The sequence below is a fragment of the Blastochloris tepida genome (assembly GCF_003966715.1).
GTDB lineage: Bacteria > Pseudomonadota > Alphaproteobacteria > Rhizobiales > Xanthobacteraceae > Blastochloris > Blastochloris tepida.
In genome coordinates, this window is the sequence record NZ_AP018907.1 from 1,959,951 (window position 1) to 1,975,349 (window position 15,399).

At 68.1% G+C, this 15,399-nt stretch carries 13 protein-coding genes; 5 read left to right on the forward strand and 8 right to left on the reverse strand.

The genetic code is table 11. The features are described from left to right. Window positions 1-538: 538 nt before the first annotated feature. The 5 genes from gmd (at window position 539) to BLTE_RS09090 (ending at window position 6,028) form a co-directional block, all read left to right on the forward strand. Entirely contained in the window at window positions 539-1,675 is a 1,137-nt protein-coding gene (gmd, locus tag BLTE_RS09070; RefSeq protein ID WP_126399538.1) for a GDP-mannose 4,6-dehydratase, read from the forward strand. Continuing rightward, window positions 1,668-2,630, forward strand: coding sequence for a GDP-L-fucose synthase (fcl, locus tag BLTE_RS09075; protein WP_126399540.1), 963 nt, complete (start codon window positions 1,668-1,670; stop codon window positions 2,628-2,630). Before gmd ends, fcl begins: the two co-directional genes overlap by 8 nt. Continuing rightward, a complete protein-coding gene (locus BLTE_RS09080) occupies window positions 2,627-3,442 on the forward strand; it encodes a WecB/TagA/CpsF family glycosyltransferase (RefSeq protein ID WP_126399543.1) in 816 nt (271 codons plus the stop codon). The genes fcl and BLTE_RS09080 overlap by 4 nt, the downstream gene beginning before the upstream one ends. A gap of 158 nt (window positions 3,443-3,600) precedes the next feature. Next, window positions 3,601-5,004, forward strand: a complete 1,404-nt coding sequence (locus BLTE_RS09085) for a mannose-1-phosphate guanylyltransferase/mannose-6-phosphate isomerase (RefSeq protein WP_126399547.1) — start codon at window positions 3,601-3,603, stop codon at window positions 5,002-5,004. Between the two features lie 739 nt (window positions 5,005-5,743). Then, entirely contained in the window at window positions 5,744-6,028 is a 285-nt protein-coding gene (locus tag BLTE_RS09090; protein WP_126399550.1) for a hypothetical protein, read from the forward strand. 24 nt (window positions 6,029-6,052) lie between these two features. Here the strand turns inward: BLTE_RS09090 and BLTE_RS09095 are convergent, their stop codons facing one another. The 8 genes from BLTE_RS09095 to BLTE_RS18510 all read right to left on the reverse strand — a co-directional run bounded on the left by BLTE_RS09095 (window position 6,053) and on the right by BLTE_RS18510 (window position 15,398). Then, entirely contained in the window at window positions 6,053-7,030 is a 978-nt protein-coding gene (locus BLTE_RS09095; protein WP_126399553.1) for a peptidylprolyl isomerase, read from the reverse strand. Beyond that, complete coding sequence (locus tag BLTE_RS09100; protein ID WP_126399556.1) at window positions 7,027-7,635, reverse strand: hypothetical protein; 609 nt, start codon at window positions 7,633-7,635, stop codon at window positions 7,027-7,029. Before BLTE_RS09100 ends, BLTE_RS09095 begins: the two co-directional genes overlap by 4 nt. Before the next feature lie 2 nt (window positions 7,636-7,637). Next, window positions 7,638-9,506, reverse strand: coding sequence for a putative porin (locus BLTE_RS09105; RefSeq protein ID WP_126399559.1), 1,869 nt, complete (start codon window positions 9,504-9,506; stop codon window positions 7,638-7,640). A gap of 56 nt (window positions 9,507-9,562) precedes the next feature. Continuing rightward, complete coding sequence (locus BLTE_RS09110; RefSeq protein ID WP_126399561.1) at window positions 9,563-10,309, reverse strand: TonB C-terminal domain-containing protein; 747 nt, start codon at window positions 10,307-10,309, stop codon at window positions 9,563-9,565. Between the two features lie 29 nt (window positions 10,310-10,338). Further along, a complete protein-coding gene (locus tag BLTE_RS09115) occupies window positions 10,339-10,743 on the reverse strand; it encodes an ExbD/TolR family protein (RefSeq protein ID WP_126399564.1) in 405 nt (134 codons plus the stop codon). Window positions 10,744-10,746: 3 nt separating this feature from the next. Then, window positions 10,747-12,783, reverse strand: a complete 2,037-nt coding sequence (locus tag BLTE_RS09120; protein WP_126399567.1) for a DUF2341 domain-containing protein — start codon at window positions 12,781-12,783, stop codon at window positions 10,747-10,749. Next, window positions 12,783-14,504, reverse strand: coding sequence for a ShlB/FhaC/HecB family hemolysin secretion/activation protein (locus BLTE_RS09125; protein ID WP_244600171.1), 1,722 nt, complete (start codon window positions 14,502-14,504; stop codon window positions 12,783-12,785). Before BLTE_RS09125 ends, BLTE_RS09120 begins: the two co-directional genes overlap by 1 nt. Window positions 14,505-14,981: 477 nt before the next feature. After that, window positions 14,982-15,398: a hypothetical protein gene (locus BLTE_RS18510; protein WP_244599937.1), complete on the reverse strand. Its 417-nt coding sequence runs from the start codon at window positions 15,396-15,398 to the stop codon at window positions 14,982-14,984. Between the last annotated feature and the right edge of the window lies 1 nt (window position 15,399).

Sequence of the window (15,399 nt, forward strand, 5' to 3'; positions counted from 1 at the left end):
GCGGCCAGTTTCATTTCGTCATGTCTGGGCGGTTTGACCTGCGAATAGGTCACACGCGCTTCGCAAACACACGCTAGGGATGCCGCGGCTGCGACGGTTGACGTAAAGAACCGAAGGCGACCATGGTCTTCAGCTGTCATTGTCGTCAGCCGTTTCCGGCCGCGTGGCCGGCTCCGACATTTGTATCCTGCCCGCGACAAACCTCTGGGCAAAACCGCTGAGCAAGTGCCGGAACCGACGGATCACTGGCAACCTCTGAGACTCATGAGGCTTTTAAAACCGCGAGTTGAGATAGAAGGCCGCGGCCGGACCCCGAACGCCGCATTCGTTGCGCGTGAACGTGGGAGGCTGCCAGAGGGCGCGGAAACGGACCGCCGTTCCCGCCGTCCACGCGTTGCTGACAGGCCCCTGCGTTCCTGAGGGGCCTTGAGATCAATCCCCTGCCCGGCCGGCGGAGACTGCGACAGTCCTCCGGCCCGGCCGAGCCCGAAGCCGTCGTGCCGCGTCCAAAGTCCCGTCCCGCCGATCCGAGGTTTCAATGTCCGCCAAGGTTGCTTCGAACGGCCAAGTTGCTTCGAACGACAAGGTTCCTTCGAATGGCCCAGTTCCTTCAAACGGCAAAGTTGCCCTGGTCACCGGCGTCACCGGCCAGGACGGCGCCTATCTCGCCGACCTGCTGCTGGAGAAGGGCTACACCGTCCACGGCATCAAGCGGCGTTCGTCCTCGTTCAACACCGGCCGCATCGAGCACATCTACCAGGACCCGCACGACCCCGACCTGCGCTTCATCCTGCACTATGGCGACATGACCGATGCGACCAATCTGATCCGCATCGTCCAGCAGTGCCAGCCCGACGAGATCTACAATCTCGCCGCCCAGAGCCACGTGCAGGTGTCGTTCGAGACGCCGGAATACACCGCCAATGCCGATGCGCTCGGCACGCTGCGGCTGCTCGAAGCGGTCCGCATCCTCGGCCTGGAGCGCAAGACGCGGTTCTATCAGGCCTCGACCTCCGAACTTTACGGCCTGGTGCAGGAGACGCCGCAGCGCGAGACGACGCCGTTCTATCCGCGCAGTCCCTACGCCGCCGCCAAGCTCTACGCCTACTGGATCGTGGTGAACTACCGCGAGGCGTACGGCATGCACGCCTCCAACGGCATCCTGTTCAACCATGAGAGCCCGCTGCGCGGCGAAACCTTCGTCACCCGCAAGATCACCCGCGCCGCCGCCGCCATCAAGCTCGGAAGGCAGCAGAAGCTCTATCTCGGCAATCTCGACGCCAAGCGCGACTGGGGCCACGCCCGCGAATATGTGCGCGGCATGTGGCTGATGCTGCAGCAGGACGAGCCCGACGACTATGTGCTCGCCACCGGCGTCACCACCTCGGTGCGCAGCTTCGCCGAATGGGCGTTCGAGGATGTCGGCATCCGCATCGAATGGCGGGGCCACGGCGTCGAGGAGAAGGGCATCGATGCCGAGACCGGCCGTGTGCTGGTCGAGGTCGATCCGCGCTACTTCCGGCCGACCGAGGTCGATCTCCTGATCGGCGATCCCAGCAAGGCGCACGCCAAGCTCGGCTGGAAACACGAGACCCCGGTGCGCGAGCTGGTTCGCGAGATGGTGCGCGAGGATCTCAAGGTGATGCAGTCCGCCGTCATCACCAAGGATGCGTGAGATGGTGCCCTTTTCGCTCGCCGGCAAGCGCGTCTGGGTGGCCGGCCACCGCGGCATGGTGGGCGCGGCGATCGTGCGCCGGCTCGCCCGCGAGGACTGCGAGGTGCTCGTCGCCGAGCGCGCCGCGCTCGACCTGAAGAACCAGTCCGCGGTGTCGGCGTGGATGGCGGCGCACAGGCCGGACGCGGTGTTCCTGGCGGCGGCGAAGGTCGGCGGCATTCTCGCCAACGCCACGCAGCCGGCCGATTTCCTGTTCGACAATCTGATGATCGAGGCGAACGTCATCGAGGCGGCGTACCGCGCCGGGGTCGGGAAGCTGTTGTTCCTCGGCTCGTCCTGCATCTATCCGAAGCTCGCCGAGCAGCCGATCGTTGAAGAGGCGCTGCTCACTGGGCCGCTTGAGCCGACCAACGAATGGTACGCGATCGCCAAGATCGCCGGCATCAAGCTGGTGCAGGCGTTTCGCCGGCAGCACGGCTGCGACTTCATCTCGGCGATGCCGACCAATCTCTACGGGCCGGGCGACAATTTCGACCTCGCCTCCAGCCATGTCGCGCCGGCGCTGATCCGCAAGGTGTGGGAGGCGAAGATGCGCGGCGACCGCGAGATCGTCGTCTGGGGCACCGGCTCGCCGCGGCGCGAATTCCTGCATGTCGACGACTGCGCCGATGCCTGCGTCCATCTGATGAAGGTCTATTCCGACGCCCTTCCGATCAATATCGGCTGCGGCGAGGACATCACCATTCTCGAACTGACGCGGCTGGTGTGCGAGATCGCCGGCTTCGAGGGCGAGATCGTCCACGATCTGACCAAGCCCGACGGCACGCCGCGCAAGCTGCTCGACATCGGCCGCATCCGCAGCCTCGGCTGGTCGCCGACCATTCCGCTGAAGGACGGGCTGCGCGCGAGCCTCGACTGGTTCCTGGCCGAGCACGCGCAGGAGAGCGCGCGATGAGCGTGAACGACATCGCCGCGAGCGGAACGCTCGACCGCAAAACGCTGCGCGTTCTCGGCGTGCCGGTGAGCGTGGTGGATATGGCCCGCGCGGTCGACACCGTCACCGGCTGGGGCCGGGCCGGGCCGACGAAAACCGTGTTCGTGCGCGACGTCCACGGCCTGATGCTGGCGCTGCAGAACCCCGCGCTGCTCGCGCTGCACGAGCGGGCGGACCTCGTGGTGCCGGATGGCACGCCGCTGACCTGGGTCGGCCGGCTGCGCGGGTTCGGCGAGCGGATCGACCGCGTGCCCGGCCCGGACCTGCTGGCCGAGGTCTGCCGCGCCTCGGCGGGAACCGGGCTTCGCCACTTCTTCTTCGGCGGCAAGCCGGGCGTCGCCGAGACGCTGGTGGAGCGGCTGACGCAGACCTGTCCCGGGCTGCAGATCGCCGGCACCTTCAGCCCGCCGATGCGCAGCATCGACGCCACCTCGCCGCTGTCGGCGGAGGAAGAGCGCGAGATCGAGATCATCCGGCAGGCGGCGCCCGACATCGTCTGGGTCGGCCTGTCCACGCCGAAGCAGGAATACTGGATGATGAAGGCCGCCCCCCGCCTGCCGCACGGCGTGCTGCTCGGCGTCGGCGCGGCGTTCGATTTCCATTCCGGCCACGTCCGGCGCGCACCGGCCTGGATGCGCAACAATGGGCTGGAATGGCTGCACCGCCTCGCCAGCGAGCCGCGCCGGCTGTGGCGGCGGTATCTGGTTCTCGCGCCGCTGTTCGTGGTCAAGGTGGCCGGCGAGCAGATCTCGGGGCGCTGGAAGGCCCCGTGAAGGTGGAGACGGTATTCAGGACCGCCCGCCGCCGCTCGCCCGCCCTCATGCCCGCTGCGCACATCCGGCGACCGATCACAACACTGGAAACAAGTCCGGCCTTGCGGCACAAGGCTGGATGTGAACAGTGAAGCCTGTATCTTCCGGTTGCAGAGACCATGACCCTGACGCCCCTCATTCTCGCCGGCGGCTCCGGCACGCGGCTGTGGCCCGTGTCGCGGGACGGCATGCCCAAGCAGTTCCTGCCGCTGGCCGGCGAGCGCTCGACCTACCAGCAGGCGCTGGCGCGGGTTGCCGATCCGGCGCTGTTCGCACCGCCGATCGTCATCACCAACGAGGCGTTCCGCTTCTTCGCCCTGCAGCAGGCCGAGGCGCTGGGGCTGACGCCGACCGTGGTGCTGGAGCCGGCACGGCGCGACTCGGCGGCGGCGATCGCCGCCGGTGCCGCCGTCGCGGCGCTGCGCGCCCCTGACGCGATCGTGCTGGCGATGGCTGCCGACCATGTGATCCTCGACGAGGCGCTGTATCTCGACGCGGTGCGGGCGGCCGAGCAGGCCGCCGCCGCCGGCCGCGTCGTCACCTTCGGCATCCGGCCGACCGAGCCCAAGACCGGCTATGGCTATATCCGCCGCGGCGCCGCGCTCCCGGTCGCGGGCGTGTTCGCGGTCGACGCCTTTGTCGAGAAGCCGGACGCGGCGACGGCGGCCGACTATGTCGCCGCCGGCTATCTGTGGAACTCCGGCAATTTCGTGTTCCGCGCGGATGTGATGGCCGCCGAGCTCGCCCGCTTCCAGCCCGACCTTGCCGAGGCGACCCAGGCCGCGGCCGCAGGCGCGATCGCCGACGGCCATTTCCAGCGGCTCGACGCCGAGGCGTTCGGCCGCGCGCCGCGCATCTCCATCGACTACGCGCTGATGGAGAAGACCGAGGCGGCGGCGGTGGTGGAGAGCGCCTTCCGCTGGTCGGACATCGGATCGTGGGACGCGGTGTTCGCGATCGCCGACCACGACCGGCTGGGCAACGCCGCGACCGGCGATGCCGCGATCTTCGACTCCAAGGGTTGCCTCGTTTATTCCGACGACGGGCTGACGGTGATCGACCGGATCGAGAACCTCGTCGTGGTGTCGACGCCCGACGCCGTGCTGGTGGCCGACCGCAGTCGCAGCGAGGACGTGAAGACGCTGGTCAACCGGCTGTCGAACCGCCGCGAGGCCAGCGAACACCGCCGCGGCGTGCGCCCGTGGGGGCACTATGACAGCATCGACCGCGGCCCGCGCTTCCAGGTCAAGCGCATCGTGGTGCAGCCCGGCGGCGTGCTGTCGCTGCAGCGCCATCTGCACCGCGCCGAGCATTGGGTGGTGGTGCGCGGCACCGCCGAGGTGACGGTCGGCGACCGCGTCGAGCTGGTGCAGGAGAACCAGTCGGTGTTCATCCCCGCCACCGCCCGCCACCGGCTGGCCAATCCCGGCCGCATTCCGCTCGAGATCATCGAGGTGCAGACCGGCAGCTATCTCGGCGAGGACGACATCGCCCGCTTCGACGACGTCTATCGCCGCGCGTGAGAACGATGCCGGGATGATCGGTTCAAGACTGTCGCCGGCCGGGAACCGCTCTCTTTCCCTCTCCCCTTGTGGGCTACGGTATTCATGGATCTGAATCGCCTGGGCCGAGAGAGATCGAGCCGAAACGCGATCTCTTTCGGCGTGACTTGCGCCTGCGGCGTCTGGCACAAGCCCGCCGTCGTCATGGCCGGGCTTGTCCCGGCCATCCACGTCTTTGTTTTCAAATAGGTTTTCAAGACGTGGATGCCCGCGACAAGCGCGGGCATGACGAGTTCAATCCTGCGGCCCCCGGTAACTGCCGATCCACCGCGTTCTCGATGAGACATCCGCAGCCTGTCCATTAAGCCATTGATGGATCAGCACAGAATCAGATCCGTGAATGCCGTAGCCCCTTGTGGGAGAGGGTGGCGAGACCGAGCGAAGCAAGGTCGAGCCGGGTGAGGGGTTTTTCAAGTTCGATCGGTTATACCCCTCACCCGACGCGCGATCGTCAGATCGCGCGTCACCCTCTCCCACAAGGGGAGAGGGAAGGAAGGGACCGGCCCGATCAAGCGGAAGCCGTATGCAACGGCACCGCGCGCGGCGGAGGAATCGGTCGAATGCCGGCGGCTCCGTTAAGCCGCGCTTCAGGCTGCAACGCATCATTTGAGGCGCCGAGATATCCGTAACTTGCCCTGAAACCCTTGGGAAAGGCCCGACTCGGATGATGATGCCGAACCCGCGTTCAGGGAGTTGCCCGATGATCGCCTCGTTTGTGCTCGGCCATTTGCTGTTCGGCGCCCTTCTCGGAACGCGCTTCCGGGTGCGCGTGCTGGTGCCGGTGATGCTTGTGGTGCTGCCGGCGGTCGCGGCCGCCATGCTGGCCGCGCAGGCCGGTGCCTGGACGATCCTCGGTGCCGTGCTCGGCGCGGCGGTGGCGCTGCAGTTCGGCTATCTGGCCGGCGCCGCGCTGAACGCGGACGCCGCCGCCACCCTGCCCCATGCTTTGGCCCGCGCCACCACGCCGCTCACCCGGGCCGGGTGAGCCGGGGTCGCGCGGATCCTCCTCTCACCGCGACGGCGCGGCGGGCGGCGTTTCCAGCAGCCGCGACAGCGCCAGCTCGTTGACCACCGGCGGGTTCTGCTTCAGCAGCTCCGCGATGTAGGCGCGGCGGTTGGCCTCGGTGCGCTCGGCCCGCAGGCGCTCGACCAGCGGCTCGCGCACCTCCTCCAGCGGCCGGGTGTGAGAAGCCTTGGTGTCCATCAGCTTGATCACATGCCAGCCGTCATCGAGCCGGATCGGCTCGGTGACCGCGGACTTGGCGAGACCGGCGACCTGGCTGGCGATCTCCGGCCGCAACTGCGCCTCGGCCAGCCAGCCGAGCTCGCCGCCCTTCTCGGCGCTGGCGGTGTCGTCGGACTCGCTCCGGGCCAGCGCCGCGAAATCGGCGCCCGGCTGCCTGAGCTTCTTCAGCACATCGTCCAGCTTGCGGCGCGCCTTGTCCTCGGCCGCCTTGTCGGCACCCTTGGGCAGCGCAACGAAGATCTGGGCGATCTGGAACTGCCGCGGCACCAGAAAGGCGGTGGCGTTGGCGTCATAGATCGTCTTGAGATCGGCCTCGCCCGGATAGTCGGCGGGCGGCGTGGTCTGCGCGCGCAGGAAGCTCTCGACGATGGCAGCCTCGCGCGCCCGCTCGACCTGGGCGGCGACGGCGGGCTGCTGCTCCCACTTCCTGGCCAACGCCTCCTTGAGCACCACCCGGTTGGCGAGCAGCGCGCGCACCGTCTGGCTGAGCAGCGCCGGATCGCGCGCCAGCGCCGCCTGCTGGCGGGCATCGAGCGAACCGATCACCGCGCGGATCTCGTCGGCGGTGACGTCGCTGGTGCCGACGCGGGCGATCACGTCGCTGGCGGGTGTCATCGGCCGCGCCGGCGCCGTCTGCGGCGCCGCGGGCGGGCGGCCCGGCGCCTGCGCCAGCGCCGCGGAGGCGCCAAGAAGCGCGCCGGTCAACAGAGCGGCGCCCGCCGCATTGGTCTTGAACATCATGGCGTGACCTTCTGATCGAGAAGCCTGTCGCGATAGTCCTGCACGGTGTTCTGATGCTCGACCCGCTTGAGCCCGAACACCGGATCGTGCACCGCGATCGCCTCCAGCGGGTTCATCGCCTCATAGCGTTCCAGGATCTCGCGCCCCGTCTTGGCAAGCTCGGCATTCTTGGCCTCGCAGCTTTTGGTGCTGGCCTTGAACGCCGCCGCCTCGCGCTCGAACTTCGCGCGCTCGGCATCCTTGGCGCGGGCGACGCCCGCGGCTTCCGAATAGGCGCCTTTCCAGCGCTCCAGCATCTCGTCGCGCTCGCCGAGCCGCTGGTTGAACTCCTCGACCGCCTGCCGGTACGCCTGATCGAGTTCCTTCACCTGCGCCTTCAGCGCGGTCGTCTCCTTCTTCAGCCGGTCGCGCTCGCGCTCGGTCTCGGCCTGCTTCGCCTGCAGCGTTGCGCGCTGGTCCTCGAGCTGGCGCACCTGCAGCGTGGCGCTGCGCAGCGCCTCGCGCAGGCGGTCGGCCTCCGATTGCGCCTGCGCCGACGCCGGCGCCAGGATGGCCAGCGTGACGATGGCCAGCGTGACGGCGGCGATGTTTGCGAAGGTCCGCATGGTCAGAACTTCGCGTTGAGGTCGACCTGAAGAACGTCGACCGCGTAGGGGGCGCCGGCCACCTCGTTGGCGCTCATCCAGCGCGCCGAGGCCCACACTTTCGGGCCGAGGGCGAGGCTGGCGCCGATGATGTAGCCCTTGAGATTGGTGCCGCCGAGGCCGAAATCGGAGTCCGTGAAGGCGTCGATGACGGCGTCGGACTCCAGCCATTTGTAGGCGACGCTGACATTCCAGTCCCACAGCTCCTTCAGCTCCTTGTGGCCGACCGTCAGGCGCCCCATCCAGCCCTCATTGCCGCCGAAGTATTCGTTGTCGGGAAAGGGATAGGTGGCTGAGGACGCAAGCTGGTTGGCGCGCGCCCGCGCCGCCACCTGCTGGCGGTCCCAGGCGACATTCTGGACGTACTCGCCATCCAAGATGATGTGGATCGGGTCGAAGTGGGCGAGATCGAGCCGCCCGTTCAGCATCACATTGCGGAATGCCGAGGCGAGGCCGAAATACTGGTACTGCGGTTCGTTGGGGTCGGTGGGATCGAACGGCACGATGTCGCGCAGCATCATGTAGGTGTTGCCCTTCTGGGCAAACGACGGCCGCAGCGTGTCGGTGTCGCAGGTGTCTTTGGCATCGTCGGCCCGGCACGGGCTCGACACTTCCCCTTGGACGTTGGTGAAGTCGAAATAGGCGACGCCGAGCGTGAGGTCGATGTCGGAATCGACCTTGAAGATGCCGCCGAACTGCGCCCCGAGCATCCATTTGTCGCGGCTCGGGAACTTGCCGATGACATCAACGGTGTCATAGGCGGTCAGGGTGGCGTTGAAATCGGTGTTGAACACCGGGAAGGCGCCGGCATTCAGGAACGGCGTGATGCCGGGCGCCACCTCGCTCTTGATCTGGATGGCGAAGCCGTCGAAGCCGAGATCCTTGTTGAAGACCAGATCCGTGGGCATGAAGAACGGATTGTCGAAGCGGCCGGCACTCAGCGTCACGTCCTCCCAGGGACGGTACTTGATGAAGGCGCGGTCGAGCCAGACCGCGTACTTGCTGAAATTGCCGCCCGAGCCGCCCAGCGTCTGGTTGAACGACACCGGCGAATTGGTCTCGCCGGTGGCGATGCGCATGCCCGCCGTGAAGCCGTCGAACAGGTCGGTGTCGAGCCCCAGCCGCGCCCGCAGGCGCACGCGGGTGCGGTCCTGATAGGTGTCGTAGCTCGGCCAATAGAACGGGTTGAGGTCGTTGACGTTCCACGGGCTGCCGGTATTGATCGCATTGTAGTTGACGGCGCTGAACGGGTCGTTGCCATTCGGGAAGAAGTCGCCCTCGAAGCGGGCGCGGATGTCGCCGGAGAGGCGAATGCGCGACACCCATTCCGGCAGCGCGCCCGGCGCGGCCCAGCCCTCGGTCTTGGCCTTCGCCATCACCTCCTGCTTGATCTCCTCGCGGATCTGCTTCTTGACCACTTCCGGCACGTAGGTGACGCGCTTGGTGCCGGGCGGCGACACCGCTTCGGCCGCCGCTGCTGCGGTCTTCTCGGCGCCATCGGCCTTCTTCGAGGCGTCGCGCAGCGCCTGCCGCGCCACATAGGCCTCGTCCTCGGCCTGCTTGATCAGCGCCTCCGCCTGCTCCTCGGAGAGCACGTTCTGCTTCACCAGCAGATTGATCAGATTGATGGTGGCGTTCGGCGAGGGCGCCGCGGCGCGCGACACGGTCGGCCGCTTCTCCTTTGCCGCCTCGCCCTTCGCGTCGCCATCCTGCGCCGCCGCCGGCATGGCGACGGCAACGCCGCACAGCGCGGCAGCAACCGGCGCAAAGGTGCGGCCGAGCCTGAAACTGCGCTCCACGAATTTCGTTTCCACGTCGATGCCCCATGCCATGCTGAAACTCCGCCTACTGAACACTCAAAGACCGTCGCCGATCGCTGTCGCCATTCTCACGTCGGCTTGTGTGCCGTGACGCGGGTGATGATCGGCATCGGCATGTCCTTGGGCGGCGGCTCGCGCAGCGTGAGACCGCCCAGCACCTCGGTGCGGATGACCGCGTCGAGCTCGGGATTGCCGGTGGACGACACGAGCTGCACGCGGTTCACCCGGCCCGATTGGTCCGACCACAGCCGCACCTGGATGCGCATCACCGCGTGGCGAGTCTTCTGATTGGCCCGCAGCGCCGACTCGATCTGCGACTGCACCAGGCTGGCGTACCAGCCCCAGCGGCTGCCGCCCCCGCCGCCACCGGCGCCGAGAAAACCCTTGCCGCCCTTCTTGCCGCCGAGATTGAAGCCGTCGCCCGGCCCCTGCCCTTCGGCGTCGAGCGCGAGCGGCCCGGGCGGCGGCTCGTCATTGTTCGACTCCTTCGGCGGCTCGTCCTTCGGCGTCTCGACCGGCTGCTCCTCGATGATCTCCTGCTTCACCGGCGTCTGGTCGATGATCTTCTCCTCCGGCGGCGGCTGTTGCGGCGGCGGTGGAGGAGGCGGTGGCGGCGGCGGCGGCAGGACGTTGACGACGGTGAGATCCTGCACCTTGCGCGGCGGCTCGTCGTCGCCGCGGAGCAGCATCGCTACGCCCGCGCCGAAGACGAGGAGCACGAGCACGCCGGCGCCGATGGTGATGGCGCGACGGCGGGGCGACGGGCGGCCGTCGTCCTCGAACTCGTCCAGATCGCTCTCGCGCGGATCCATCATGCGTCCTCGGCAGGCTTTCCCGGCTGCGCTCACTTCACCAGCGGCTTGGTGGCGAGGCCGACCTGGGTGATGCTGAGGCGGCCCAGCAGATCGAGAACGTCCATGACGTTCTGGTACTGGGTCTGGCTGTCGCCGCGCACCACCACCGGGAATTCCGGCGTCAGCGCCCGCTGCTGGACCAGCCGCTGCTCGAGCTCGGACAGCGTCACCGGCACGGTGTCGAGAAAGATCTTGCCGTCATTGGTGACGGTGATCGCCTTGGTGGTCTGCTGGGCGAGGCTCGGCGCGGCGCTGGCCTTCGGCAGGTTCACCTTCATGCCCTGCACCGTCGCCGTGGTCATGATGATGAAGATCACCAGAAGCACATAGGCGAGATCGAGCATCGGCGTGATGTTGATGTCGTCGTACGGCTTGCTGTCGGATTGGACCTGCATGGCTCACTCCGCGGCGAGGTTGTGCGGCCGGTCCGGCCGGCTGTGATAGGACTCGGCGATCCTCGTGACGAGCTCGTCGACGAAGACCTGCATGTCGCTGGTCGTGTCCTTGATGCGGGTGATGAGGTAGTTGTAGGCGAACAGCGCTGGGATCGCGACGCCGAGGCCGGCAACGGTGGCCACCAGCGCCGCGGCGATGCCGGGGGCGATGGCGTTGACGTTGACGTCGCCCGAGGCGGCGATCGAGGCGAAGGTGATCATCACGCCGATCACCGTGCCGAGCAGGCCGAGAAACGGCCCGCCGGAAATGGCGATGGTCAGCACCACCATCTGCTTGTTCAGCCGCTGAGCCTCGCGCACGAAGCCGCTGTCCAGCACCGCGCGGATGGCGGCGATCGCTTGCGGCGACAGCGAGCCGATGCGCCCATTGGCCATGAAGCGGCGGCGGATCTCCTGCATGCCGAGATGCAGCAGGTGATGGAGCGGCGCGCCGTGGATGGCCTTGCGGTCCTTCTCCGACGCCGCCCCGCCGAAGCGCACCGCGCCGTTGCCGGCCTCGTCGAGCTGCAGCAGCGCGTCGAGATCGCCGGACACCTCGCGGAACTCACGCAGGAACAGCGCATTGCCGCGGGCGACGCGGTTGAGATAGGAGATCTTGTCGACGGTGACGATCCAGCTGATCACCGCCATGACGGCGAGGAGGCCGATGACCACCCAGCCGTCGAGCGTCACCGATTTCAGGATCACCGCGAAATAGCCGCTGAACCAGCTCGCGGTCTCCTCGTCGACGCTGAACGCGATCAGCTTGGCGTGCTCGGGTCCCTGCCCGATCGCCGCCACCTTGAGGAAGCCGGCCGGGCGCGCCACCTTGGCGATCTGCAATTCGTCGATGTCGCCGACGAAGCCGGTCGCGGCAGGCGCCGCCTCGGCAGATGCGGCGGCCGGCGCTTCAGCCGACGGCGCAGCGGCCACAGGGGCGGTCGCGGCGGCATCGCCAGCCGGCGCGGTCGCCGATGCGTCGGCAGCCGGGGCGGTCACGGGTGCTGCGGCGGCATCCGCCGCTGGTGCCGCAGTTGAGGCGCCATCGCCGCCGATCCGCGCCGGGCCGGACATCGCCGGCAACGACGCGGCGAGCGTCGCGAACGGCGCGCCATCGACATAAAGGGTGATCTGGCCATTGGCCGCCGTCACCGCGAGGTGGCGCCACGCCGCAGGCGCGATCGCCGGCCCCTCGCCGCTCTTCACCGTCGTTCCGTTCGCCGTCACCTCGACGAACGGCACACCATTGTCGAGCCCGATGACGAAGGCGTTCGCGCCGTCATGGCGCGCGTAGAGCGTAGCGCGCGGCTGCGGCGCCGCCATTTTCACCCACGCCGACCAGGAGAGCGCGCCGCCCTCGGCCACCGCCAGCGAGGGCGAGGCCGGCAGCAGCAGCGGCGTCTGGCCGTCGAGGCGCGCGCCCTGGCCGATGATCGCGCCATCGGCGCCCGGCACCACGGTCTGCGCGCTGTTGGCCCAGGCCGAGGAATCCTGCGCCGGCGTGCCGCGCTCGGCGAAATGATAGACCAGCAGCGTATCGGGGTCGTAGGTGCCCTTGGCATCGACCGCGGCCGGCGCCTTCGGATTGCCGAAATAGAGCCAGATGTCGCTCTTGGTGCCGGGCTTGAGATCCGGCACCGCCACCCACACCAGCGCCTCGCCGAGCAGCGAGTCGAACTTCTCGACGTGATGCTTCAGCGGCGTCTTGTCGTCACCGGCGACGAAGCGCAGATCGCCGCCATCCTCCTTGGCCGAGCCGAAGCGGAAATTGCCGACATGCAGGCGCACCAGCACCGGGGTCGTGCCGATGGCATCGCTGATCGCGGCGCCCGAGGGGCCGGTGTCGATCGTGATCTTCTTGCGCAGCGTCCATTCGTCGTTCCACCACGCCGCAGCCGTCTCCGGCCACACCGACACGAGCGCCAGAAGAAGCAGCCGCGGCGCCAGCGCCTTCAGGCGCCCGAGGCGGCAGCGCGCCGGGTTGTCAGTTCGAGCCGTCATCAGAATTCACCCCAGAACCGGAAGGACAGGCGCGGATCGTGCGCCACCGTGACCTGCTGCGAGGTCAGCGGAACGCCGACCAGAACCAGACCGTTCAGGTATTCGAGCAGCCGGAAGCGGGTGCCGACGCCGTAGCTGGCCAAATTGAACTGATCGTCCTCCTCGGCCGCCGGATCCTTCACCATCACCCGCCCGACATCGCTGAAGACGAAGAAGCGCCAGTCATTGATGACGTTGAACTTGACCGGCTGGCCCTCGGCGTTCTCCAGCGTCTGCTCGAAGTGGCGGGCGAGATCGGGGCTGCGGAGCTCCAGCGTCGCCGAGCCGCCATAGTCGCCGAGCGCCTCCGACTCCAGATAGCCGCGTACCGTATCGAGGCCGCCGATGCTGATCTGCTCGCTGGAGACCAGCGGCTGGTCGGCGATCTGCCCCTGCGCCTTGGCGAATGCCTGGAAGCCGCCCGGCAGATCGTGGGTGTGCGAGACGTCGCCGTGCAGGATGAAGAAGTTGCCGCGCGAATTGTAGCGCTTGACGTCGAACTGCTCGGTATCGCTGCCGATGCCGCGCAGGTTCATGGTGGCGGTGAGGTTGGCCTGGGTCACCCGACCTTCGCCCTGCCACGTCGCGCCATAGCTCGCGACCAGCGGCACATAGGACACGGGCGACGTGAATTCGCCCTCGGCGAGCGAGATGACCTGCTCGAAATCCTTGTAGTCCACGCCGACCGACAGCGTGTGGAACAGCTCGCCGCGGCTCGGCAGCGTCATCACCGCGCGGCCACCGAACACCTGACCGGGACCCACCACATTGACGCCGCCGACGGTGGCCACCGAGCTGTCCGACTTCAGGCCATAGAACAGCAGATTGAGCCAATCGGTCTCGGTGCGCGCCAGATAGGAGCCGGAAAAGACCTGCGCGTCGGCCGGGCGCTGGGGGGCCACCTGATAGGTGAAGGACAGCGAATGGCCGAGCTGCCACAGATTGTCGTAGCGCACCATCGCGTTGAGGCGCAGCGGCGTGGTGTCCGGGCTCTGGCGGTTGTTGAGCTCGATCGAGCCGTGCAGCGGGTGCTTGTCCTCGACATTGAGGTCGACATCGACAGTGCCGGGCGTGACGCCCGCCCGCAGCGCCGGGGTGACGCGCCGGTCGGGCCACTGGTTGAGCGACACGATGTCCTTGGTCACATCGTTGAAGTTGGGCAGCTTGCCCTCCTCCACCGAGCGCGCCTTGCGCTTGATCTCCGCGAGATCGTAGTAGCGCGAGCCCTTCACCCGCAGGCGCCCGACCCGGTTCTCGGTCACCTTCAGCACGACGAAGCCGCGGCTGGCATTCTGCTGCGGCACCGAGACGCCGACCGTCTGATAGCCCTTGTCGTGATAGGCCTTCTCCAGCGCCGCGCGCGCCTTCTCGACATCGTCGGAGGATCGGTTGGGGCCGAGATACGGATAGACCGCCTCCTCGACCTCGATCTGCGGCAGCGCGTCGGCGCCTTCGACGCGATATTCGTCGATGTCGAAGCGCGCCGGCATCTCGGCAGCGGCCGGCGCAGCCTGCGGTGCCGCCGCAGCCGGCACGGTCTCCGGTTTGGCGCCGTTGGATTTCGCGCCGTTGGATTTGGCATCGCCGGATTTGGCATCGCCGGGCTGCTTGGCCGGCGCGGGCGATGATGCACCAGTCTCCTGGCCTGTCTCCTGGCCGGCCGCCTGCGCGACATCATCCACTGGTGCAGCAAGACTCGGCTGCGCAGCAAGACTCGGCGGCGCAACGAGCAGCGCGACAGCCGCGCCGGCTGCGGCCGGCCACGGCGCGGCCTTGAGCGGCCGCGTCCACTGGCGGCGGGGCTGTGCGCTCGCGCCGGTCCTCGGCCCACGAAGGCGCGACGGCAATATGATGCGGCCTGCCACGGACAAACTCCTCCGGTTCTGGCAGCGTGTCCAACTGACACGACCGGCATGCCAGATCGCGGCGCCGCCGAATTCTTCGGAAGCGCCATCGATCTCACGCGCAGCAAGCCCGCGGCCTCGCCGGAGGCATGCCTCCGGCCGGTCACGGCTGCAAATGCGCTTGCGGCATCGCATCGCGGTGAACTCGCGTTCACCGTTTCAGCGACGTCCGTAAGCGGGAAACTAACCACGCCATATGAAAGTGCGATGTCGCGCCGGCGTCAGCCGCACGACACTGCGACCGCGCTGTTGCGCTCAGCGGCGCGGCATCACCGGTGCCGGCGGCGCCGGGCGCCACGGCACCACCGAGATGCCGTAGTTCGCTCCGTACTGCTGCTTGACGGCGCCGGTGTTGGCGATGCCGGCGCGGATGTCGGGCGAGCGGGCATCCAGCGGCGGCGCGTTGAGGCCGGGATGGGCGCGCTCCACCGCCTGCTTGAGCCGTTGGTTCAGGCAGCCGAAGCTGCGGCTGCCGCCGATCTCGACATCGACGCAGCTCTGAAGATCCGACAGTCCCGGCGTGCCGCCGCCGATGATGGTCTCGCGCCGCGGCGGTTCCGCCATCTCGCCATCATCGACCGACTGGGCGCGCGCCGGTGTCGACGCCGCAATCAGCGCCAGCACGAGCGCCGCGCGGATCACTGGGCATGGGTTCGCCTGCAGCATCGCCATC